The 23,650-nt window shown below is 64.5% G+C and carries 17 protein-coding genes; 7 read left to right on the top strand and 10 right to left on the bottom strand.

The window, feature by feature from the left end:
• Positions 1-180: 180 nt before the first annotated feature.
• The 3 genes from KA419_09310 to KA419_09320 are packed head-to-tail and all read right to left on the bottom strand — an operon-like array spanning position 181 to position 4,558.
• Positions 181-1,956 (bottom strand): VWA domain-containing protein, encoded by a 1,776-nt coding sequence (locus KA419_09310; protein ID MBP7866134.1) that lies wholly within the window; start codon positions 1,954-1,956, stop codon positions 181-183.
• Complete coding sequence (locus KA419_09315; protein MBP7866135.1) at positions 1,953-2,972, bottom strand: hypothetical protein; 1,020 nt, start codon at positions 2,970-2,972, stop codon at positions 1,953-1,955. The genes KA419_09310 and KA419_09315 overlap by 4 nt, the downstream gene beginning before the upstream one ends.
• Positions 2,969-4,558: an AAA family ATPase gene (locus tag KA419_09320; GenBank protein MBP7866136.1), complete on the bottom strand. Its 1,590-nt coding sequence runs from the start codon at positions 4,556-4,558 to the stop codon at positions 2,969-2,971. The genes KA419_09315 and KA419_09320 overlap by 4 nt, the downstream gene beginning before the upstream one ends.
• 706 nt (positions 4,559-5,264) lie before the next feature.
• On the opposite strand from KA419_09320, the gene KA419_09325 reads away from it, so the two are divergent.
• The 4 genes from KA419_09325 (at position 5,265) to KA419_09340 (ending at position 7,348) form a co-directional block, all read left to right on the top strand.
• Entirely contained in the window at positions 5,265-5,564 is a 300-nt protein-coding gene (locus tag KA419_09325; GenBank protein ID MBP7866137.1) for a nucleotidyltransferase domain-containing protein, read from the top strand.
• Positions 5,554-5,766, top strand: a complete 213-nt coding sequence (locus KA419_09330) for a DUF86 domain-containing protein (GenBank protein ID MBP7866138.1) — start codon at positions 5,554-5,556, stop codon at positions 5,764-5,766. Before KA419_09325 ends, KA419_09330 begins: the two co-directional genes overlap by 11 nt.
• Entirely contained in the window at positions 5,763-6,014 is a 252-nt protein-coding gene (locus tag KA419_09335; GenBank protein MBP7866139.1) for a type II toxin-antitoxin system HicB family antitoxin, read from the top strand. The genes KA419_09330 and KA419_09335 overlap by 4 nt, the downstream gene beginning before the upstream one ends.
• Positions 6,015-6,118: 104 nt before the next feature.
• Positions 6,119-7,348, top strand: a complete 1,230-nt coding sequence (locus tag KA419_09340; GenBank protein MBP7866140.1) for a hypothetical protein — start codon at positions 6,119-6,121, stop codon at positions 7,346-7,348.
• 443 nt (positions 7,349-7,791) lie between these two features.
• Here the strand turns inward: KA419_09340 and KA419_09345 are convergent, their stop codons facing one another.
• The 3 genes from KA419_09345 to KA419_09355 form a co-directional block, all read right to left on the bottom strand.
• Positions 7,792-14,061: a hypothetical protein gene (locus KA419_09345; protein MBP7866141.1), complete on the bottom strand. Its 6,270-nt coding sequence runs from the start codon at positions 14,059-14,061 to the stop codon at positions 7,792-7,794.
• 214 nt (positions 14,062-14,275) lie between these two features.
• Complete coding sequence (locus KA419_09350; protein MBP7866142.1) at positions 14,276-14,833, bottom strand: DUF4143 domain-containing protein; 558 nt, start codon at positions 14,831-14,833, stop codon at positions 14,276-14,278.
• 156 nt (positions 14,834-14,989) lie between these two features.
• Positions 14,990-15,817 carry a DUF1566 domain-containing protein gene (locus KA419_09355; GenBank protein ID MBP7866143.1) on the bottom strand — a complete coding sequence of 276 codons (828 nt, stop codon included), beginning with the start codon at positions 15,815-15,817 and terminating at the stop codon, positions 14,990-14,992.
• A 230-nt stretch (positions 15,818-16,047) separates the two neighbouring features.
• Between KA419_09355 and KA419_09360 the strand changes: the two genes are divergently transcribed.
• On the top strand, positions 16,048-16,209 hold the full coding sequence (locus tag KA419_09360) for a hypothetical protein (protein ID MBP7866144.1): 162 nt from the start codon (positions 16,048-16,050) through the stop codon (positions 16,207-16,209).
• 378 nt (positions 16,210-16,587) lie between these two features.
• Here the strand turns inward: KA419_09360 and KA419_09365 are convergent, their stop codons facing one another.
• Complete coding sequence (locus KA419_09365) at positions 16,588-17,628, bottom strand: Fic family protein (GenBank protein ID MBP7866145.1); 1,041 nt, start codon at positions 17,626-17,628, stop codon at positions 16,588-16,590.
• A gap of 591 nt (positions 17,629-18,219) precedes the next feature.
• Here KA419_09365 and KA419_09370 point away from each other — a divergent pair.
• Positions 18,220-19,653, top strand: coding sequence for an ATP-binding protein (locus KA419_09370; GenBank protein ID MBP7866146.1), 1,434 nt, complete (start codon positions 18,220-18,222; stop codon positions 19,651-19,653).
• A 221-nt stretch (positions 19,654-19,874) separates the two neighbouring features.
• Positions 19,875-20,300, top strand: a complete 426-nt coding sequence (locus tag KA419_09375; GenBank protein ID MBP7866147.1) for a tyrosine-type recombinase/integrase — start codon at positions 19,875-19,877, stop codon at positions 20,298-20,300.
• A 122-nt stretch (positions 20,301-20,422) separates the two neighbouring features.
• On the opposite strand, the gene KA419_09380 is transcribed toward KA419_09375, so the two are convergent.
• The 3 genes from KA419_09380 to KA419_09390 are packed head-to-tail and all read right to left on the bottom strand — an operon-like array spanning position 20,423 to position 23,518.
• Positions 20,423-20,830 (bottom strand): hypothetical protein, encoded by a 408-nt coding sequence (locus tag KA419_09380; GenBank protein MBP7866148.1) that lies wholly within the window; start codon positions 20,828-20,830, stop codon positions 20,423-20,425.
• Positions 20,831-20,833: 3 nt separating this feature from the next.
• Positions 20,834-21,082 (bottom strand): hypothetical protein, encoded by a 249-nt coding sequence (locus tag KA419_09385; protein MBP7866149.1) that lies wholly within the window; start codon positions 21,080-21,082, stop codon positions 20,834-20,836.
• A 60-nt stretch (positions 21,083-21,142) separates the two neighbouring features.
• Positions 21,143-23,518, bottom strand: a complete 2,376-nt coding sequence (locus KA419_09390) for an RHS repeat-associated core domain-containing protein (GenBank protein MBP7866150.1) — start codon at positions 23,516-23,518, stop codon at positions 21,143-21,145.
• Positions 23,519-23,650: the final 132 nt, after the last annotated feature.

The following is a 23,650-nucleotide window of genomic DNA, read 5'->3' on the forward strand; positions in this document are numbered from 1 at the left end:
CTTCATCCCCTTCATCCCATTCATCCCATTCATCCCATTTATCCCATTTATCCCATTCATCCCATCATTCCCATTCTCCCCACTCTCTGCTTTCTTCTCTCTTTTTCTTTGCTTTCTTTGCTCTCTTTGCTTTCTTTGCGGTTTCTGCTCTCTTTGTGGCTTCCCCCGGTTTCGCGCCCGTCACTTCCTGTAAAGTCGGCGGGCGAAGGCGCGGGCGAAGTCCACCATTTCCTCCTGGGTGTTGACGAAGTGGACGTTCCAGCCCTGCTCCCGGAGTCGTTGAACCTCGGGCGATGCGTAAGACTCCGGCATGTGCAGCACGAAGGTGCCGCCCCCCCTCGCCGCCGCCAGGGCCCGGGCGGCGACCCCCCAGCCGTCCGGTGCGTCCTCCAGCATGTGGAAGATGTCGTGGTCGGACACCACCATGACGTGGACGGGATTGCGGGGGGGCGGCCCTTTCAGGAACGCATCCTCCAGCCGGAGGACCCCGAAGGCGTAGCCGGTGCCGAGGTAGTTGACCAGGACCTCCAGGACTTCCGCCGGGTTGCGGATGAACCCGCGGGTCTGGTGGAATTTTCCCGGTTCGCCGGAGAGGCACGCCATCACCCGCGCCCCGGCCCGCAGCGCCGACAGGGCCACGATGGCGCCCGCCAGGACCGGGTGGGAGAGATGCGCCGCCGGGTTGAGCATGGAGCCCGAGCAGTCGATGCCGAGGTAGAGGTCGGTGGGGACCCGGGCGGGCTCGGGGCCCTCCACCGCCCCGTGGAGCCGCCGGACCGTGGTCACGCCGGGGATCACCACCGGACTGCGGACGGCCGTCTCCACCCAGTCGATCTCCTGGGGGCTTCGGCCCGTGTCCCACACGTCCACGCCCTCGGGTTGGGGTTCCATGGATTTCCCGAGGACCTTGACGGGAAAGCGGATCAGGTGGGGAATGGCCCGCTCCCGGTAGTAGCGGGCGACCAGGTCCTGCTCGGGAACGTCCACCCCGAGGCCCCGCATCAGCGCGGTGTACGCCTCGGGGTCGCGGTACGTCTTCACCCCGCCCACGGTCTCCTTCCCGTCACCCGCCACGGGCGCCTTCTCGGGGGCCGCCGCCTCCCCCGTCACCAGCGGGTCCTCGGCGGGGTGGACGGCGGCCTCCTCGTCCGCCTCGATCTCGGCCAGGCCGTCGGGGACCTCGATCCCGGCGCCCGCCTGCGCGGTGTCGAGCCAGATCATCCGCCCCCGGCCCAGGCCTTCCTGCTCCGGTATCTCCAGAAAGTAGGGGAGCAGCAGCGCGGCGAAGCGGCCAGCGCCCTTGAGCCAGTCCTTCGCGTAGACGCGGACGACCCGGGCCCCGAGGCCGGCGTCCACCTCCAGGGCGGGGTCGGGCGGCCCCGCCGCCGCCAGCGTCCCGCCCGGCAGGGCCCACAGGACCTCGTAGATCCGCATGTAGAGGCGCCACAGCCGGTCGTCTTCCCTCGTTTTGCCCCTGAGCGCCCGGTAGACGGCGGCCATGTCGAGGCCGGCGCCGCGCTGGAGACGGTCGTTGACCAGGAGGTCGGCGTAGAGGTTGGCCGCCAGTCCCGCGAAGGCCTCGCGGGTGGGGAGGCCCGCGCGCATGCGGGCCAGGAGGCGGCCGTTGTCGGCCAGGTCGGCGGGGCACAGGGCGTGGTGCCCCGCCTCGTGGGCCAGGATGGCGGTGGCCAGGGCGTGGTGACCGGCTTCGTGGGCCGGGATGGCGGGGTCGCGCTGGTCCAGTCCCAGTTCCTGGATTTTCCGGAGGTTGATCACCACGGTGTGGTCGAGGAGCCGGATCATGGCGATGGAATCGTAGATCCCCTCGTCCTCCTCCCTCAGGCGCCACGTGGGCGGCCTCAGGCGCAGGAAGGGGCTCCAGGCCGCCAGGGCCGCCGGCCAGCACGCCTCCCACCCGGCCTGCAGGGAAGCGAGCGCGGCGTCCTTCGCCCTCACGCCGGCACCGCCGCCAGGAGCCACACGACGTGGCTCCGTTCCAGGGCCACCGCCAGGGTCTCGCCGTCGGCGGCGGCGGTGCCGGCGCCGGACAGCTCGGGGACGCACGCTTCCAGGCCCCGGAAGCGCACCCGGCCCCCGGGCTGAAGGTGGGCCGCCACCGCCGTCCCGGACGGCCGGGGCGGGACCGGGTCGTCCGCCCGGGTGAGGGTGCAGCCGAAGTGGTCGGCGTGGATTTCCCGGACCGTTTCGCCGTCGGTGGCCAGGAGGCGGCGGCCGTCCGCGGCCACCCACGGCGGGCGGGCGAAGGGGCCGCCGAAGCCGCGAAAGGCGCCCGTTCGCGCCATGACCCGGAGGGCCAGGCTTTCGGCGGGCCCCGGTCGGCGAGGGTCGTACCACCGGCTGATGCACAGGCCCTCCAGCGCCCGGCGCACCCCGGCCTCGTCCACGCCGGGGGTCCCCAGGACCGCGGCCTGCAGCGGCGGGGGGAGCGTCCGGCACACCGCCAGGGCCGACGGGCGATAGTGGGCGAGACCGACGGTCCAGGCCAGGACCTGCCCCGCCGCCAGCAGTTCGCCGGGGTTGCGGGCCAGGGGGGAAACCCCGGCCAGGGCCGCCGTCCAGCGCTCCAACGCCGGTCGCCCGTGTTCAGCCACCGCCAGGGCGCCGTTGAAGACCGCCGCCAGGACCTGCCGCGGGGCCGCCGCCAGGTGGGGCAGGAGCCGGGGCAGGGCCGTCTCCCAGGCCCGGGCGGGGAGGGGCGAGACGGCCCGGGGACCGAGCAGCCGCAGGGCGAAGAGGTCGAGGGAGACGTCGCAGAGGGCGTGGACCAGCGCGTCCAGGTTGGGGAGACCCCCGCCGGCGGCCGCCGACACCAGGCGGTCCACCGGGCCGCGGAGGTGCTCCAGGTACTCCCCGGCGTCGAGTCCGGGCCAACGCTCCCGGGCCTCGGCGAAGCGTGCATTGAAGGCGTCGCGGTCCCGGGCGAGGACGTTTTGGAAGACGGGGTGGATCACGGCTTCCACTTCAGCCAGCGCAGGTAGTTGGTGTAGCGCTGGTGGAGGTACTTCAGCTTCAGGATCCGGTCGTACATGTGGCCGTAGAGCTTGCGGGAGGCGCTCCACTCCCGGAGCACCTTCTCCACCTTCGCCAGGCGCCTGCGCACGTCGCCCTCGGCGACCCCCACGAGGCCGCTGCCGAACTCCTCCTCCAGCGGGGTCAGCGGGTCCGCGCGGTCGAGGTCGAGGCGGTCGTACTCCTTGCACGCGGCGTCGAAAAGGCTGCGGATCCAGCTCACGCGGTCGGTCCGGAGGGCGGCGTTGCGGCCCTGCTCGAAGAAGGGGCTCTCGGGGTTGGGCACCAGTTTGTCCTGGAGGACGAAGGGGAGGACCTGCCGGACGTCCTCGAAGTCGACGCTGGGTCTCCCCCGGAACCAGGCCGCGGCCTTGACGTAGGCCAGGGCCGTCATGAGGGCGCGCACCGAGAGGCCGTTCAAGGTCTGGCCGCCCAGGTCCACGGCGCGGTCGCGGCCGGTCTCCCCGGCGGCGAGGGCGACGAGGTCGGCGCCGGCGAGCTTGACGGTGTCCTTGGTCATGTACTCCACCTGGTGGGCGGCGGGCTCGAAGAACTCGAAGTGCCCCGCGAAGAACTCCAGACGCTTCAGGAGCGGGGCGGGGAAGCCCACGGCGCGGACCTGGGCCTCCGCGGCGTCCAGCTCGGTCTCGGTGAAGACGAGGCGGGACGGGACCACCTCCTCGGGGCGGACGTTCTCCTCGAGGCGCGTCAGCAGCTCCCCGAGGAAACGGGTGTTGAAGTGGAGGGCCCGGACCACCACGTCGATACGGTCGCGCAGGGCCTCGATCACCTGGTAGGTCCCGCCGCCGGCGTCGTCGTTGGCCGTGAGGTACCAGGCCGCCTCGGGGCACTCGAAGACCTGGTCGTACATCTCGGCGTAGTTGTCCGCCATGACGGTGAGGAGGGCGGACTGGGTGCGGGTGGGGATGCGGTTGTACTCGTCGATGATCTTGATGCGCATCCCGAGCCACTTCCGCCAGGCGATGCGGATGTCCTCGTTGCTGGCGGCGCTCACCATGGAGCTGGGGAGGGGGTTGCCCAGGAGGTCCGCCACGGTCATCTGGGGCTGGCCGTGCTGGATGGCCCGCCGGATCTCCCGCAACGAGTAGCCCGACAGGACGCCCATGAGGATGGCGATGGCGGTTTTCCCCCGCCCGGGGCCGCCCACCAGCAGGCAGCGGCGCCGCACCGCCAGGGTGAGGAGGGGCAGCAGCACGAAACTGGAGTAGCTCTGGTCGCTCGGAAGCCGAACGGTGACCTTCGCGTCGCCGAACTCGTAGGAGAGGGGCGGCGTGTCGTTGTACTCGATATCGTAGTGGGGGCTGATGATGGCGTGGTTGGTGACCCAGAAGTACACCTGGCGGAACTTCTCGTCCAGCGGCACCGCGCCGGGCTCCGCGGCGCGGCCGTCGTCCACGGGGCCCTGGTAGAGGTCCGCCACGTCGAAGCGGGGCCGCCCCGCCGCCGGCGACGCCGGGTGCGTGGGCGCCTCGGAGACCTTCTCGTAGTCGCGCTTGAAAAACCCCATGGGGCCCTCCGTCTTTTTCGATGTTCCGCGGACACCATCGAACGACCGTCATTCGTCGCTCACCGGTGCTTCCTTCGGGGTTGGTTTCGCTGTCACCGGCGGTTTCGAGGCGAAAGGACGAAAGGACCAAAAGGACCCAAAGGACCAAAAGGACCGCGACAAGCCGGTGCCGGATGCAACGAGACCGTAACCGGCATTGCCATCGCTGTGGGTATCGCTGTCGCCGTCGTCGCTGTCGCCGTCGTCGCAGCCTCCGATCCCGTCTCCCTCATCGTCAGCCCCTGGCCGTCCTTTGCGTCCCTTTGGTCCCTTTGGTCCTTTCGTCCTTTGATTCCGACCTCGATCCCGATTGCGACAGCGACCCCGATCCCAACCCCGATGGAAAATCCGAAAAGAACCGGTGTACGTCCCGAAACATAGGGCGAATCCGCCGGGATGTCAACGCGAAAACGGGTCGTAACCCATTCCGGACAGGGGAGGTCGGAACCACGGACCACACGCAAGAGAAAGGTTGTTCTGCCTGTTCTCTGTCCGTGAAGTTTTGCCGAGGCACGAGTGAGGATTATCCTAATTTGTGGCTCGAAATACGGTGGGCATCGCGATACAATGAATCTTGAAGAAAAATGGGGAGGATGTTCGGGCTGCGAAACAAAGAGGGACCACTTTCTTTCGGTCGGAGAAGTTTGAACCGCACGAGGTGAAGTTCATGTTGGAGATTGACAAGATCAAACCAGAGATCGCCGCCCTCTGCAAGCGCTTGTATGTCAGGCGCCTGGAACTTTTCGGCTCGGCGGTTACGAAGGAGTTCGGTCCGGGGAGCGATGTGGACTTTCTTGTCGAATTCGACCGGGGAAAGGGGGATCTCTTCAACTGGTTTTTTGAGTTGAAAGAGGAGCTGGAGAGACTGGTATCAAGGCCGGTGGATGTCATCGTCACAGACGCGATCCGGGATTCTTTCTTCAGGAAAGTGATAGAGCAAACCCGGACGTTGCTGTATGCCGCTTGAGATCAAGAAAACTCTTTTTGACATCGTGGCTCCCTCTTTGTTTTCAAGGATTACAAACGCCCAGCGGATTGCAGGCTTCCGCAATATTATCGCCCACGGATACGATGCGGTCGATGAAGCCATTGTCTGGGAGGCGGCTACCGTCCACTTGCCAATTCTGAAGGCGGAAATCGAGCACTGGATGGAGGCTGACGAGAGGTGAACCTGATGCAGGAATTCGAGGTGGCGGTGGAGAAGGGGGAGGACGGCAGCTACCGCGCGTCCGTTCCCGGTCTGCCGGGCTGCGAAGCCCGGGCGAAGAACCTGGAGCAGTTGATGCCCCGGGTGCGCCAGGCTGTCCTGTCCCGGCTCGCGGAGGAAGGCGGCGGGCCCGGCGCCGGGGACGAGCTCGTGTTGCGGGTGTCCATCTCGCTGCCCGCGCCCTGGGCCCCCTTCCCGCGCGAGTGCTGAGACGTTCGCCGCGGGGGCGGCCATCCGGCAGGTCGGAAACCAGCCGAAGCCGCGCGCGTAAGCAAGCGGTTAAAGATCTGTTATTTACCACTTGGAGGTGCGTAATGGTGAGACGGAGCGTGTTCCGCGTTTCGGCGGTCGGCGTGTGCCTGCTGCTGGCCGTCCTGGCCGCGACCCCGTGCCCGGCCCAGAAAAAGGCCGCCACGGCCCCGCCAAAGCCGGCCCCCGCCGCGCAGAAAGCGACCCCGGCCGCGGCCCCGGAGAAGATCGTGCCGTGTCCGCCCGACTTTGTGCTGGAAAAAGAACTCCCCGGCGAGGACCCCTTCTGGGTCTACCGGCCCACCTTCTCGCCGGACGGCCTCACCGCCGCCGGTTTCCTCCACTCCAGCCACAAGATCCTGATCTGGGACCTCAAGACGGCGAAGGTGATCAAGGAGTACGACGAGTCGGTCCACGGCATGCCGGCCCTGGACGGGTTTGAGTACACCGCGGACGGCAAGATGCTGATCCTGATCTACCGGGACCTCCCGCTGAAGTTCCTGGACCTCGCCGCGGGGAAGGTGGTCCGCACCCTGCCCACCGCGGCGGACCCCAAGAAGGTCTACGACTACGCCTTCAGCCCGGACATGAAGCTCCTGGCCTTCGGGACCACCACCGGCATCAAGCTGTGGGACCTGGAGAAGGGCGCCCAGATCGCCACGTACCTCGACGGGAAGACCGTCAGCGGCCTGGACATCGTCTACTACAAGACGAAGGAGGGCAAGCTCGTCCGACTCATGGCCTACGGGCTGTTCCTGGGGAAAGGGGCCGAGTTCCGCGACGTGGCGGGGATCATCGATCTCGACACCGGGGCGGTGAAGCCGGTCCTCAACGACGTTCCGAAGGAGAAGGTGAAACTGGGCGACATGACCCTCTTCTGGGTCTCCTTCGAGCACGGCGGCGGCTACCTGATGGTGGGCTACTCGGTCTTCCCGCCCCAGGTGACCGCGGGCGTCTACCTGGTGGGGACGGCCACCGGCAAGTACCTGGCCGACCACGCCCTGGAGCAGTACATCCTGATGTACGACGCCTGCTACCTCTGGAAGCCCTTCTACGGCTATCTGGTCTGCACCAGGAACATGAAAGTGGACCCCTACAAGGTGAGCACGGAGTTCCTGGTGATCACGAAGACGGACGGGCTCACGGCCATCGACTGCACCCGCGAGGACAAGCTGGCGGTGCAGTCCGTCACCGTCGCCCGGGACCAGTCCCGGGCGCTGATCGCCACCAAGGCCTCCCAGGCGGCCCCCAGCAAGGTGTACCTGTACCGCCTGGTGCCCAAGACGCCGAAGTAGTGGCGCAAGCCAAAGTGGTGGCGCAAGCTTCAGCTTGCGCGGGAACTCAATCGGCGGCTCTCTGTCTCCGGAAGGCCTTTCCCGGCCGCTGCCGCCCAGATCGGACCGATCGGTCGGATCCGACGGATCGGTCCGATGCTGCCCCTCCCCGTCCTCGGCCGTTCAGGCTCCGGCGGCGTGCGGGTCCTTCGCAACCCGGGCCGTCTGGGGCCGACCGCGCCGCTCCGCGGACTGCGCGGCGCGGGGAAAGCGGCGCTCCGGCAACCTGCGCACCGCACTCCGCAGCGGAGACGGCGGCGGCGATCCCGATTGCGACAGCGATCCCGATTACGACAGCGAGAGCGATTGCGATACCGATACCGATACCGATGGGAACCCCTCCGGACCTACAGCCTACAGCCTTCAGCCTTCAGCCTTCAGCCTAAACCCCTTCAGCCTATCCCCTACCTTCCCGGCGGTGCGGCCTCCTTCACCACGGCGCCGTCGGTGTCGCTGAGGACGAGAATGGCGAAGCGGTCCGTGCGGTCCAGGTCGTCGGTGCTCAGCGAGGCGTAGTCGAAGCGCCCGCGCAGGTCGGTGTAGCCGTCCTTGTAGAAGTTGACGGAGCCGTCCTTCCACCGGGCGTACACCTTCACGTAGGCCTTGGACACGGGCCGGCCGCCGGCCTCGCGGGTCACCTTGACCTGCCCGAAGGCCTCCACCACCTGCACGGTGAGCGCGCCGCCGTGGCAGGGGGTGGTCCGGGTCACGCCGCCGCCCTCGGCCGAGACCACCACGTCGGCGTTCTGCAGGCCGGGCGGGAGGTCCACCACGGTCCGGGTCGCCCCCGGCGCCGGCTTGACCACACGTGTCTCCTTTGCCCTCACGACCGCGGCCTGCCCGGCGGTGGCCCCCCCGAACGGGTCGCGGGAGAAGAGCACCTCGGCGTCCGTGGGGTGGAAGCCCAGGCGGATCTCCGGCACGTTGCGGTGCTCCAGGACGATCTTCCGCCCCTCCACCTTCAATTCCAGCGAGGGTTCCGTGGACGCCAGCGCCTCCTGCCGGCGGTTGCGGTCGTTGCGGTCGGGGGCCGCCGCACCCGCGCGCCCCTCCATCTCGTCCAGCTGTGCCAGGACGTCGCCGAAGCGTTCGGCCCAGCGCTTGACGGGGTGGCTTTTGTAGCCCTGCGCCAGGGCCCGGGCCGTGGCGGGCGTGTCGGTGAAGAAGGCCAGCCAGGCGGCGCAGTAGTCGTACTGGAGCCGGGTGGCGAGCTTGCCCGCATCCACCTTGGCGAAGAGGTCCCGCCCCTCGGGGATGCGGTCCTGCAGGAGCAGGTAGTAAGCCGCCTCGAGCCGGTCGGCGTCGGTCAGTGTGGGCCTGAAGGCCAGCAGGTTCAGGAAGGCCTGGTACTGGGCCGACAGGCGGTCGTTGGGGATGGTCCGCTGCTTCCCGAAGGTGTGGGCGCGGGCGTTGACCAGGGGCTCGTACTCCAGGTGCCGGTAGGCGCCGATCGCGGCGGGGTCGAGATCCAGGAGCGGGCTCTGGAGGAAGGGCCCCAACCGGTCCCGGAAGTCGGGGCGGTGGAGGAGGAATTCCCGGATGGCGGGCACGTCCTTGTGGCGGACGCCGTAGGAAAAGAGGTCGGCGTCGTAGACGTGGCGCCGGGTCAGGACGTCTAGGGCGGCCCGGTAGAAGGCCGCGTCCTTCACCCGCCAGGCGATCCGGCCGAGGCGGACCCCGTTGAGGTTCTCTTCGCCCAGGTAGCGCAGGACATCCTCGGGCGGCGCGTCCTGGGAGATGTAGGACCAGGAGGTTTTATCGATGACGCTGGGCGTCTCCACCACATGCAGGGGCTTCGCCTCGCAGGCGGCCAGGGGGACGCCGCCCGCCGAGACCTGGGCCGGGTAGTGGGCGAACTCCCCGGGCTTCGGGAAGTAGAAGAAGTACATGAGCTGCCTCGTGGCGTAGGGGTCCAGCAGGACCGGGACGCTTCGGGTGACCCTGCCGGCGCTGACGGGGACCGCTCCCCGCGGCACCTGGAGCAGCACGTCCAGGCGCTTGCGCAGCCCGCCCGGGTTGGTCAGGACCACGCGGCAGCCGTAGACCACCCGCGGCAGGAACTCGCCCTCCACGTACTTCTCCTGGGGCTCGCCGTTGATCATGACGGTGTCCTCATCGGGGCGGAAGAAGCGCTGGGTGGCCAGGATGGAGGCCCCCGCGGGCTTGCTCTCCCCGGCTTCCCGGATTTCCCGCACCACGGCCAGGGCGGGACTCGCCGCCTTGAGGGTGAAGGCGGTCCCCTCCGCTTTCGTCTCGGGTTTTTCGGCCTTGAAGGGGACGTCCAGGACCGCCAGGGCGGCCAGGGTCTCGGTCAGGCTCCCCGGCGCCTCCAGGACGTGGGGCGAGCGGAAGCCGTCGCCGCCCTCGTGGAGGACGAAGTCGAGCCAGAAGCGGTTCGGGCGGACCCGCCCGGGGGACTCGGCCGCGGGGGCGAGCCGGTAGTAGTCGCTCTCGGCCAGTTCCCTGGTCCGCTCCACCTGGCGGAAGGCGGCCGGGGCGTCCATGCGCCGGGCCTTCATGGCGGCGGGCGCCGGGCGGGGCGCGGACGGCTGCATGGCGGCCTTCTCCTTCTTGGCGAAATAGCCGTCTCTAGAGCTTTCATCCGCCTCTTCACTCGCCAAGGGCGCGGACGACGCGACCGTGATCTGGTCCGCGGAGATGCCGGCCTCCGGCATGCCAGAAATCTGGTCCTCCGCGGCTTCACGTGCCTCCTCGAGCCCCAGCCGGTCGCCGGCGTCGAGGCCCTCGATGCCCAGGGCCGTGTCGAAGCGGAGGACCAGTTCGTCCACGGAGGGAGGGTTCGACTCGAGGTGTTTTCGAATCCAGTCCGCCACCGCCTTGCGCTCCTCGGGGACGCGCACCGCCAGGAACGCCTTCTCCAGGGTGTTGAGCCGTTCGAAGGCGAAGGGTCGCCGGTACGCGGCCAGGTCCTCCTCCAGCAGGAACTTGTCGATGAAGGTCTTGGTGAGCTTGTTCTTCAGGTAGGGGCGCACCACCCGGTCGAACCAGGGGCGGTCCTTGAAGTAGAGGAAGAGGTGCAGCTCGTGGGAGGCGCAACGGCCGTAGGCCTCCGCCCGCTCGGCTTCGCTCATCTTGTCCCAGCGCGGGAGGAAGGCGAACTCGCCGAGGGCGCCGTCGGGGCTGACGGCGGAGAAAAGCCGGTAGGCCCGGTCGAGGTCGTCCACCAGGACCAGTTTGGCGCTGGTGAGGTCGGCGATGGCGACGGACTCGCCCGCGGCGAGGGGCCGGACCGCCTTCTGCTCCGTGAAGCGCTTCGCGGGGTCGAGCCCCTCGGCGAGGCACAGGTCGCGGAAGGCGGCGGGCGTCTCGGGAAAGGGGAAGACCCGGCAGGCGGACCGTCGCTCGTCGACGGCCAGGACCCGCACCAGTTGGGCGTCTCCCAGGTCCTTGCGGGGGACGGTCACCACACCGTTGGCGTCGGGCCGGAGGTTCGCCAGGAAGACGCCGGGGTTGCGGAGGAACTCCAGGGATTCGTAGCCCCCCGGAAGGGCCACGGAGAGCTTGGTTCCCGCATCGCCCCGGGATGCGCCGGCCCATCCTCCCGCAGCGCCCGCGCCGTACCCTTCGCCGGCCATGCCCGCCTGGACGCCCGTCTCGGTCTTCTCCACCGCCCAGGGGTTGAGGAGGAGCCCCGGCCGGGGGAGCGTGTTCCCCGGCAGGCGAGGCGCGCGCTGCCGTTCCAGGATGTAGCGCATCTCGTCGTCCAGGGCGCGCCCGCCGGTGTAGTCCGAAAGGGGGACGCCCACCAGGGCCGACGCCGGGCCCGGGAAGGCGAAGGGCGTCAGGTCGGCGAACAGGTCGTGGTCGGGGAGGAATCGCGAGGCGGCGACGTGCACGCGCGTCCCGGCCGTCCAGTTCGCCAGCTGGATGCGGACGGCCTCGGCGCCCGCGTCCAGGCGGATCACCTGGAGCGGCTCGGGCGTGGCGGCGTCCCACCGCCGGTCGCCGTCGCGCAAGCGGCCTTCCGCGCCTTCGGGCGGGGCCAGCCGCACGCCGATCACCCGGCCATCGTCGGGAAGGTACAGTTCGTAGGCGCCCGCCGGGAGGTCCTTGAGGACGAGGAAGCCGTCCTCCCGGCCGAGGGCGGCGGAGCGGTCGTGCAGGGCCACCCCGCGGTCCCCTCGCTCCAGGAGGAAGGGCGGCGGGCCGTCCGCCGCCGCGCCGGGGATGCGCACGGGCGCCCCGGCGGGGCGGACGACGGGGGACTCCAGGAGGTAGCGGTCCGTGGGGAGCGTCCAGGAGCGCTGGACGGGTTCCGCCTGGGCCTGGACGGCCGTGACGCCCGGGAGCTTCCCGAGCCGGACGCGCCCGTTCGCGTCGGTCCGCAGCAGGAAGTCCAGCGTTTCCTTGAAGTCCCGGTGGGTCAGCTGCACCATCACGGCCCGGCCGACCCGCGCTTCGCCGGACTTCCCGAGAAGGTCAACGGCGTAACCGCCCTCGGCGAGGGAGAGGAAGAGCGCCTCGGTGGCGTCGGTGGCGTCGATGCCGTTGAGGGGGAAGCTCGCCGTGCTGGAAAGGTCCCGGGGCTCCCCGCCCTGGGCGGGCCTCACCTTCGCCTTCAGCGTGAAGGTGATGGACGTCAGCCGCTCGGGGACCTGGAAGGCGTAGACCGGCTCGAGTTCCCCCTTGAGCGCAAAGTTGGGGACCTCCCGGACCGATTGGGCGCGGTCCAGGTCCCCGGTGGCGACGACCAGGACCGGGGACTCCAGACAGTCGAGCCCGATCGGTTTGCCGTTGATCGTGAGGACCGGCCGGACGGCCACGGTGGCCGTCTTCCCGGCCAGGAGCGCCTCCCGCTCCACGTGGAAGCCGGCGTCCAAGCGGTAGTTCTCGGCGAGGTGGTCCAGGGTGCCCAGGGAGACGGACTCCCCGGCCAGGAAGGCGACGTTTTTCGTCCCGGGCCGCTCGGAGTAGGGGAGGACGATCGTCCCGTCCGCCGCGGAACGGTAGAGGCGGTTTTCCATCCACAGGCCGGCGTCCTTCACGATACGGCCCGACTCGTCCAGGACCGTGACGTGCTGGCCGTCAGCGGCAGGTTCCGTCAGGGCGGTCAGGCGCCCCTTCTGGACCAGGGCGCGCACGCTGCGGCCGTTCCCGATGAAGTCCACCACGTACAGGCCCCGCCCGGACAGCTCGGGGAAGTCGTAGGACCGGACCACCCGCCGCACCGGCGGTTCCTCGTAGGTGAAGGAGCGCTCGGCGGTGGGGAGGATCCCCTCCAGGTCGGCGTTCCGCTCGAAGGCGGCCGCGGTGCCCGCCCGGCGGAAGGCCAGCAGGTCGACGGCGTAGACCTTGACCAGGAGGGTCTTGATGTTCTTGACGGCGAGGGAGAGCTTCACCGGGTCGGCGGCGCCGAAGGTCCGCGGGTTGACGGGGAGGAACTCCAGGTCCACCCGTTCCTTCAGGGCGTCGGCCACCACGGGGGTCAGAACGGCGGTCAGGCGCTGGGGGTCCCCCTTGCCGGCCAGGAGCCGGGTCTCGGCCCAGAGTTTCTGAAGGTACCCGCTCTCGATGAACTCCGCGAACTCGGCGGGCGTGTCGGCGTCCTCGAGAAACCGGGCCAGGTAGTCGCGGACCAGGGGCTCGTCGTCGCCCGCGCCCAGCAGGGCGAGCTGGCTCCCCCACGAGGAGTTCATGTCGCCCAGCGACTGGCGTCCGCCGGACTTGGCCCGGAAGTCGGGGTTGACGTAGCCGGCGGCCTTCGGCAGGCGCAGGTAGGCCAGGAAACGGGCCCGGTCGTAGGTGCCCCGGGTCCGGTCCTCGAGGAGGCGGTGGTAGAGGACGAGGGCTTTCAACCCGTCGAAGGCGGGGGCCAGGCGTTCAGCGAAAGCTTGAAGACGCTCGAGATACGCCATGCGCTCCGCGGGGGAGGCCTCCAGCTGGGCGGCGCCGTCCCGCGGGCGCAGGCGGACGAGGCAGGCGCCCACGTAGTTGGTGTTCCGGAGCAGGGCGGGCCGGAGTGCGGCCAGTTCGTCCAGCTGCTCCTGTGTCAGTTGACGGTGGACCATGTAGTCGCCGAAGCCGCGCTCGGGGTGGGCGTCCAGGTCCTCGGCGACCCAGCGGGCCAGGTCGGGGAGGATGGGGAGTTGAAGCCGCTTGAGGATCTCGTGCTTGAGGCGGGCGTCCGGGTTCAGGGCCGCCAGGCGGGGCAGGGCCGAGTCGTTGAAGCGGGAGAGCCCGGGGTCCTGCGCGAGGTACTTCGCCGCCAGTTTCCCGAAGTCCAGGGCGTCCGGGGCGAGGGTGGACGGCGTGGTGTCGGCCCCGGCCGCGTTCTCGCGCTCGTGGTCGAAGCGCAGGCCCAGCTCGTCCTTCAACCGGGTCAGGGATTTCTCCGGGTCGGCGCTGTAGAGCAGGAGGATCTGCCGGCACAGGAGCTGCCGGCGCCGGTCGGAGTCGCCGAGCGCTTCGCGCCACTGCTGGAGGAGGGTGTCCGCCTCGGCGAGCTTGCCCTGGTGCTGGTACAGGAGGCATCGGTAGTAGAAGTGCTCCTCGGAGCCCGGCACCAGCTGGGCCAGCGCGGCCTCGCGGTCGGGGGCCAGGGCGAAGGTCTCCTCGAAGCCCACGGGGCTCTGGGCGCAGAGGGCCCCCGTGAAGACCGGAAGTCCCAGGAGCCAGAACAGGGCGGTGAAGGCAAGGCGGGAAGCGTGGCGCATGACATCCTCCGTTTGGGCGACAGTCGTGGCGGGGGCGCAAGCCTCGACCTCGCGCAGCGCCGCGAAGTCGCAACACCTCGCAAGGAAGCCATGAGGTTTGGGCCGGATCCAGGGCCTCGGAGGGGATCGTCGCTGCGAAACCTCGGAGCCATCCTGTTTTTCCCTGCGGGCTGTCTTGCGCGTCCACGTGTATTGGACACCCATCCGGACGTTTTCACCAGATATTTTTTGCAGGGTTTTTCACCTCCGGTCCTGACCTGGCCGGAAAACGCCTCGATCCCCGCCGGGGGATCAATTTGAATGGACCGATGGGGAGTGCGGCGCGGAGGCTTGCCGGAGCGCCGCTTTGCGACAAGCCCCAGGCGCAAGGCGCGCAGGCCGCCGGAGCGCCGAATTCCCGTCGCCGCCGACCCGTCGTTTCGGCCTCGGGTCCGACCCAATGCCGCCACCCCGCAGGATACGGGTGCCAGGTGTTGGTTAACTTCGCTTCCACCAGTTCGTCGACCGCCCCGTCGCGAACCACGACGAAATCGACCTCGCGGCCGTCCCGGTCGCGCAGGAACGCGAGCTCCCACTCCTCGCCGGTGTAGTCCTCCAGGAAGTCGATCTTCTTCCGCAGGTGCGTGGCGACCAGGTTCTCGAACCGTGCGCCCGGTTGCCGGTCCTCGGGGCAATCAACGTCCAGGTTGTCGTAGAAGTACGCCTTGAAAGGTCCCTGCACGGCCCGGGCCACGTTGACCGAGTAGGGCCGCACCACGAAGACCAGGTACATCCGGCTGAGGATCTCCACCCAGTGGGGAAGATGGGCGACCTGTTACGGCAATCTCCCAATGAAATCCAACCGTCCTTTGCGCACATAGGCCATTCCCGTTTCCACGAATGATCGAAAAAAGCCCGCACAGATCAGACGGTCGAGATCGCCGTACCGTCACAGCCCGCCACGCACCGGCCACACGGAGGAGGAGACCGTTTTTAAGCCCGCCACAGGGGTCAAGACGCCGTCCGACAGCCTCACGTACCAGGCGTACGTTGGCACGTCGGTGTAGGTGGTACTCGTCCACGCGAAGGCCGGGACGCCGGTGAAGGGTGGGCCAGGAGGCCACCCCGGGCCCAAGCTGTGCAACTCGTTTGCGTTGGGCAGCCGCCAGTCTCCCTCGGCCGACCCATCACTCAAGTTGCACTCGCCGCTGTGCAGCGTCTTGGCGGAACTCAAGGCCGCAGTCCATGTCTGCGTACCAAGGCAAGAAGCGTCCTTCAGCCAGATCAGCGCCGTCAGGTTATCGGTGACCGTGCCGTCGCCGTTGTCTGTGAAGCGCACCCCCGTCCACGCCGGCGTGTTGTACCCACCACCGCTCATAGTGGGCACCACGGCTGGATCGATGCCCGCCCGGTACTCACCGTCCTGGCCTGTTCCCGAGCAGGCGATCACGTTGCCCGCCTCATCGTAGCACGTTGTCTGGCCGGTCTTGGCCACGCGCTTCGCCAGCGCGCGCGGCTGCGCTTTGGCCATGATCTCGTCCAGCGTATGCATCGTGCTCCCCGGCCCGCTCGTCGGCTCCGTGAACCCGCTCAGCTTCACGAAGTAGTAGCCCGTCGTCAGCCGCTGGTAGATCTGCTCCAGCGTGTACATCCGCGAGCCGGGATCGGCCGGCCCGGCAACCGGCTCCAGCTCCCCAGCCCGTACGACGCCGGCTGCCGCGAGCAGCAGGCCGATGATCAAACCGATCACGACAACAAACAGGGTTTTGCTGCGCATTGTGAACCTCCCCGGTGCTGTTCCCGGATGCTTGGGTGAATCATCCTGATCCACGTTACCTGTCTCCTGCCACGCAACTCTACCCGAATTTCCCGGCGTTGGTGCGTGGATCCACATTGAGCGGCGAGGTGGGGGTCGTACACCGCGGCTCGCCGGGGATCGTCCCGCACGTTACGGACAGGAAGTCGGTTTTTCGATGATCCGTGGGCATGGGTGGAAAATATTCGGAAATGGGGAAGCAGTCAAGAGAATTCCGAGCTGACAATAGCTTCATCATCGGCCGCCACCTGGGCGTCCCGGAAGCGGAGGTGGACAAGCTCATCCGGCAGTACATCGAATCGACCCGGGTGGACTTCCCGGACCGCCCGGACGTTTTTCCTCCGGGGTTGTAGCGACCGTAGGCCAGGTGCCCTTTGCCACTCGAAGTGTCGTGAGTCCGTTGATCCATTTTCGGCGAATTTGAAGTCTGAGTCAAATCTGCCGCGGCAATTTGCAACTCCAGTCAAGTGATGCCGTCAACGGTGCCCCATTCACTCTTGGACCCATCTTCGACAGTTGGAGACCAACCTAACCCGGATAAACCGGAATGGAACCACGAACCACACGAACCACACGAAAAAGATCGGACAGGAAATCTTTGCCAATATGACAAAAAGTGCACTTTGAAGGTACTACCGCTCAACCTCCAAACCAACGTGTCGAAGATGGGGTCGATATGTTGGAAACGGAACCGGGTTACCCACATTATTACCCAGATAATTGGATCTTACCTACATTCTCCGCCAACGGGCGTTACGTCCCATGCCGAGGCATTCCAGTTGGCCGGCCGCTTTGCGGGCTTTGATCGTCCTCCGGATCAAATCGATACTCACTTCCGGGCAGGCGCGCCGAACGTCCCCCACGCTGAACTCACCCATGACTTGCTGGAGAAAACGATCAACCCTCTCGGTCTTCTCCCCCCGCAGCGAATCGAATGATCCGACTCTTTCGATGAACTCGTCGTAGGCCTTTTTCAAGATGAACAACAGGTAGCCGATGTAGGGCCAGGGATCGTGATTTCCCTCATGCCACCCTTGGGAGCTCTCTTTCAAGGTCTCGTAATACCTCTCCTTGTTTTCTTCGATCAAGCGTTCGAGGCTGATGTAGCGGCCTACTTCGATCCCCAGATGGTAACAGGTCAAAAGTAACAGCAGGCGGGAGACCCGGCCATTTCCGTCCCGAAAGGGGTGAATGCAGAGGAAGTCCAGGTTGAGCGCGGCGATGAGAACAACGGGGGCAATGGCGTGTTCCTTGATTTCTTCCTCCCACAGCGCGAACGCGGACTGCAGGTAACCTGGGGTCTCAACGGGCGAAACACTGCGAAACCGGACCGATTCCCGGCCGTCCGGGTGTTTCTCGATGATGTCCACTGGTTTGTCTTTGTATTGGCCGGCATCCCAGATATCGCCCCGGCAGAGTCGATGAAGTTGTAGCACCGTCTCATTGGAAACCGACAATTTCGCCCCTTGCGTATGGATCAGCTTGAGGGCATCGCGGTACCCGCTCACTTCCTCTTCGCCCCGGTCTTTAAAGGCCGGATGGCCGAAGACCACGGTGCCGACACGGGCCTGGTCGATTTCCACGCCCTCTATCCGGTTCGATGAAACGGTGCTTTGCACCATGGCATGATCTCGTAACAGTTGCAGCCGCTGCGGCGATTGGCGAGTGAACAGTTCCTGCCTGCCCAGGGCCCGGCCGATGTCCGCCACCTGCCAGGAAACGGCCATCGGCACCCGCAATCGGCCATCCCGGATCATTTCCAGCGTTTTCATGTCTCTTCCTTCTTTATCGGATTGGGAGATCTTTCATCGAGATGTACCGAGCCGACTCGCCGCCGGAGCAGGGAGGGAACAGAACATCGCGGTCCTTGGCGCCTTTTCCCCGGGCGATGCGGCTCTCCAGATTGACGTCTACGGATGGCCAGCCGGTTGGTCTGCTCATGGGAAACCTCGGCCAGGATTATAGCAGAAACCGCATGATTCTCGGGAACACATCAGGCCGGAATCAGATTCCGATTGCGACGGCGATACCGATAGTGATTCCGATCGTGGCGGGGGAAACCAAAGGGGGGAGAAGAAAAATCCCGGCGCAAGCCGGGATTTTTATCTGGTGGAGCTAAGGGCCACCGAGAGAATATCGTAAAGCACAAAATAACAGAAAAATACGAGGATTCAAAGAACTGTCATACCCCCAAGCGTACCCCCAAAAACGAGTGCCGCGAAAATCTCGCTGTCTCCTCCGAAGCGTCACGGTCCCGGTGAAGACGTTGGCCAATCCGAAAAATTCAGGAAAAGGACTCCGCAGCATTGACAATGGTTACTCGAGAGTATATTACTTATGAGTATCTCTCTTGGGGGTGACGCATGGAATTTGTCAACCGGGAATACGAACTCGAGTTTCTGCGCCGGATCTACCGCGAGGAGCAATCCCATTTCGTCGTCCTCTACGGCAAACGACGCGTCGGCAAGACCGCACTGATCAAGGAATTCACAAAGGACCTCCCTCACGTCTATTTCCTGGCGGACAAGACGACGGAGAAAATACAACTGCAGACGCTTTCGGAGAAAGTCGGTCTCCTCTTTCGGGACGACTTCCTGTTGTCTCGCGGGTTTGGTTCGTGGCCGGAGTTCTTCCGGTACCTCAAGGGCAAGGGGAAGGTCGTCGTTGTCCTGGACGAGTTCCCCTTCCTGATCGAGTCGAACCGGGCCATCCCCTCCATTTTCCAGAAGGGGTGGGACGAGGAACTCAAGGACTCGGGGGTCTATCTCGTTCTCCAGGGCTCCAGCATCGGCCTGATGGAGACGGAGGTCCTGGGTTACCGGTCCCCCCTCTTCGGCCGTCGGACCGCGCAGCTGCTCGTCACCCCGCTCGACTTCTGGCACGCGAAGAAGTTCTTTCCCCGCAAGGATGCCGACGAGTTCATGACCCTGTTCGCCCTGCTCGGTGGGACGCCGGCCTATCTCCTTCAGTTCGACCCGGCCGCCGACTTGTGGTCGAACATCCGGAATCGGATGCTGACCCCCGAGGCCTATCTCTTCAGCGAACCGGAATTTATCCTTCGGGAAGAGCTTCGTGAACCCCGGAACTACTTCGCCATTCTGCGGGCCATCTCCATGGGGAAAACCCGCCCCGGGGAGATCATCAACGAAACCGGTTTCGAGAAGGGGCTGGTCGGGAAGTACCTCTCGGTCCTGGTGGACCTGGGGATCGTCCGGCGGGAAGTTCCGGTCACGGAAACGGCCTTTGAAAAGAGTAAAAAAGGAATCTACACCCTCGATGACGATTTCTTCCGCTTCTGGTTCAGTTTCGTGTTCCCCAACAAGAGCTTTATCGAGGAACGGGAACTCGATTACCTAATCGATACCAAGATCAAGCCACGGCTGGAGATCTTCGTTTCACGGACCTTCGAGGATGTCTGCCGGTCCTACGTGAAGAAGGGATTTCTGGGGGGCCTGAAGTTCAATCGCGTCGGGCGGTGGTGGACGAAGGACGCCGAGGTCGACGTGGTCGGGCTGAACGACGACGACGACACACTGCTCCTCGGCGAAGTGAAATGGAGCGTCAACGCGGTCGGGATGGATGTCCTGGCGGGGTTGAAGCGGAAAGCGTCCCTCGTCGAGTGGGGGTCGGAAGGCCGGAAGGTGCGGTACGCCCTTTTCAGCCGGAGCGGGTTCACCCCGGAAGTGGTCGGGCTTGCCGCTCGGGAGGGGGTGTTCTTGAGCACGCTGGAGGATATCGCCCGGATGCAGCCGATTCAGGGCCCCGCAGAAGGGGGCGGTGGTTGGACCCAATGTTGACGACCCCGTAAATAGTGGCGCGGGCTTCAGCCTGCGCGGGAAATCAAAGGGCTTACGTGGATAAAATAATCTATTCGTGACTATTTGATGCGAGCCCATCAATATCGATTTTTCATTCCCCGGCGCCCCGAATGGAATCCGGGGGATATGCGAAAATACCCGACACTTCCGACATATCCTTATAATCCACAGAAAATGAATGAGTAATCGCATGAAGTGTGATGTCGGGTGTCGGGAAAGGGTCAGAAAAATGCCGACAGGGCAAGGGCGACAAGGACCGGCTCTGCTACCTCACCAACGGCTCCGCCGACGCCGTGGCCGCCTGGGTCGCCGCCCGGGGTTCTTTGCCCGGCCCCCTCTTAGTGCGCATCGGCAAGGGCTCCCGGATGACCGATTCCCGCCTCAGCGACCAGGCTGTGCGCTGCATCCTGGAAACCCGGGCCGACCAGGCCGGAATCCCCGTCCCCCGCCCCCACGACGCCCGCCGGACCTTCGTCACCACCCTCCTGGACCGGGGCAACGACGCCCTCATCGTCGCCAGGCTCGCCGGGCACGCCGACGTTCGCACCACCATGCGCTACGACCGCCGCGACGAACACGCCAAGCGTAGGGCCGCCGAAAGCCTGGACGTGCCGTTCAGGGGGTGAGGTGATAAAGACCTGATATTCGAATCTTAACTTCCTATAATATCTAAGTATTACAGAAATATGGCTGAGTTTTGCACGAATCGTTTCCGTCACCCATCAACGCACTTTTTCGGTAGAGGTTTTCATGTTACAGTGGCCCACCATATTTCTTGAATGGAACAGTTCTCCCAATCAATGCTTTTTAAGACGTTCCTTCCTGCGAGTTCTTCAAGGACTGAAAGATCGATGCGATATTGTGAAATGTCCATTGATGAAACATATAAACATTCAACATCAATCGATCTTACAATGTCCGCAGGAAGGATATTTTCCTTCAGAATGACAAGTGGATATAGCAAACAAACCAACACATATGATTCTTTCAATATTATGCTTCCCCAGTTTTCTGGAACTCCAGAGTCCCAGTCGACTTTGGAGTCTGGTATCGAAGAAGCTAAATAATTCAACAAATCAAGAAACAGCTCAGTGTTCCAAAGCGATTTTTTCCCCAACGCTCGTCTAAAAATCTCAGTGATGTCAATTGTTTCCATTGTTCAATTTCCTGGTGAACCATGCACCATCCCGGTTTCTGTGCGGTACAAATTCAATGTATAAGTTAATTCTCCAGATTCACCCAATACTCCGATAGGTTGATCATACGTTATTTTAGCTTTACCTCTTTCATCCCAAAGATTATCCCTGTCTGCATAGGCAGCTGCGTTTAAAACAAGCTCCTTTTCGTTAATCACACTTAAGAATTGGCTCTTGCCTTGTACCAGCGAGCCTCGAGTATGAGGAGCCATTGCTGGTTCATCAAGCCGATAACTACCGTTAGTTAAAAAACCATGACTGTCTTTATAAATTTAGGGGGGTAGCCATTGCATAGCTCCAACAGCATTGGAAATTCCTCTCAGAAATACTTTTGCAAAAACTTTTTCCCCTGATCTTATTACGGCTTTCTCGGTTGTTTTAACTATTGCCTTCTCCCCGTATATTGCAATCTTTCCGCCCTTTCCGATAGCATCTCCCCCAACAGGAATCATTGAAACCAAAGAACAAGCTGCGCCTACGTAATCGCCTCTGCATAGAGAAATAGCAGCATTCAATCCATCTGCAGCTTCTCCTATTATTGGCACACAACCGGCTGCATCTAGTGCTGTTTGAAGCCAGTCTAAGCCATTATTGCCATTAGGATCAATAAAGCGAAGTGGGTTACTCTTACAATAAACATAGAGGTTCCAGTTTTGAGGATTTCCTAGATTTTCTCTCATCATGATGTTCGGATCCGGACTCGGCCATCTTCCCAAATTATTGCTGTAGTATCTGGCTTTCGAGTAATCCAATCCTGACTCCACATCCCGCGGCTTTCCCGTGAAGGTGATTGGGTCGAAGGCGAGGAAATCGAGGGGGGAGGGGGGCGGATTGGGCGTCAGGAAGCCGCCGTAGGGGGTGAGGTTTTCCGCGGCTTCGAAAAGTTCCTCCTGGTAACAATATAGGAATATGTTACCCGGGTCGTCCGGGTGGTAGAACTTCCACCGCGCCCCGGCGGAATAGCGCGTACTTCCCAGGTGGTCGGTGAACTGATAGAAGATTTTCTCCCCGGACGGCACTGGATTGCAACTGTCCAAGGTGGAAGCGTCATCACCTTCTATTGCGGATGCCCCCGTGGATTGCAGATCCGCCGAGCGATATTCTCCGGTGTAACGTTCGCAGGTGATCTCCGACAGGGTCTCTCCCGCCGGGTCCGTGACATAGACGGTTTCCTTCGTGTCGTAGCGAGGGTATCCCAGTTCATCCTCCCCACGGAGAACGGATTCGGCATACAGTCGACCTTTGCCGTCGTCGTACACATAGTTCCCCTCGGAGACGGTCGTAAAATTTACCTGTCCTTCCGGGAGTTCCCAACGGACACAGGACGTCAGGCGATTCGCCGCGTCGTAGGTCAGCTCGTCGGCTATCGTGGTCGTTCCTTCCTTCCAGGTGACCAGGGTCTGGTTGCCCGCGACATCGTATTCCGCCGGAATGTCTCCGCCGCCCGGCAAGCGGTTCCGGGGCGCCAGCGCCGAGGCGTCGAACTCGAAGGAGGCGTCCGTGGTGTGAGCGGCATTCATGAAGACGGAACGGGACAACAGGTTCCCGTAACGGTCATAAGAGTATTCGATATTTCCCAAACCGCCGTAGGAGACGCTCCCAAGCCGGTCCAGGGCGTCGTACACGAAGGCTTCGACGTTGACGCCGCCGAAGCCGCCATGGTAGATCTGCTGCACGTTCCCGTCCGGATCGTATTGATAGGTGAAATCCATCAATGGACTGCCGGGGGGCGGGGTGGACAGCCGATCCAGCCTGATGGAGGAAAGCCGAAGGGTAGCGGGGTGGTATGCCCGCGAGTACTGGAGCGGATCGCTTGGGTTACTTTGGACTTGCGGGGTTGTGAGGCACTGGAGCGGGCCGTGTACGGCGTAGGTAATGGAACCCGCCAGTAGTGAATTCGATTCGGTCTCGGCGCCGGTCGGTCGGTTTTCCGTATCCAATGCTAGGCGGACGGCCTTCGCCGAATGGCCGGAAAGTTCTGGGGGATAGGTGATGTCCGTCAAGCCGCCGGAGAGATTGTAGGCGTAATGCGTCACCGTGTCATAGGGGGCAAACAACAGGGAGGACGAGGCGTTCAGGTGAAGATACTTGTCGAGGACCCGCCCGGTCGGGGCGTCGTACGCGTAACACTCCTGCCACGTGGTTCCATTGCTGGAACCCCGCTTGGCCGTCAGGCGTCCCTGGTGCCCGGTAAAAGTGCTGATCGGAAGATCCCAGCCTGTTTGAACGTTCCCGTCGTAGAGGTATTGATACCAGTCCGTCTGTTGGGAGTTTTTGAAAACGGACTTCGTCAGGGGCCGCCCGATGCCGTCGTAGGAGAAAGCCACCCATGCGGTAACACCCCGGGTGAATTCCTGGGTCACCAACCCGTCTGCGTCGTATTCCCACTCCTTGGTGAATTCCAGCTCGGGCAGAATGGCCGATGTCAGGTTCCCCACCCCGTCGTACGTGAAATTCCGGTGCTGGACCCCCTGGTGCACGTCCGTCAACTCTCCGGAAGGGAGATATTCATATGTGGTGTCCAGGTTGGTTTTCCCCGTGCCGTCCGGTTCCGTCACCTTCACCACCCGCCCCAGGGCGTCGCGCTCCAGCGTTTTCCAGTGCCCTGCCTCGTCGGTGGCGGTCTCCGCGTTCAGGGCGTATTCCATCGTCCGGGTCTCCGCACCGGTGAGGAAGAAGGCCAAGAGCAACGGTCAGGGATTGGGCCAGCCCCATCCGCGGAGAGGCGGTAATAAACTCTATAGCCCGGCCTCTAAAGAAGGCCTTATTCTATAGAAAGG

This window comes from Acidobacteriota bacterium, from assembly GCA_018001935.1.
In the GTDB taxonomy this organism is placed as follows: domain Bacteria; phylum Acidobacteriota; class JAAYUB01; order JAAYUB01; family JAAYUB01; genus JAGNHB01.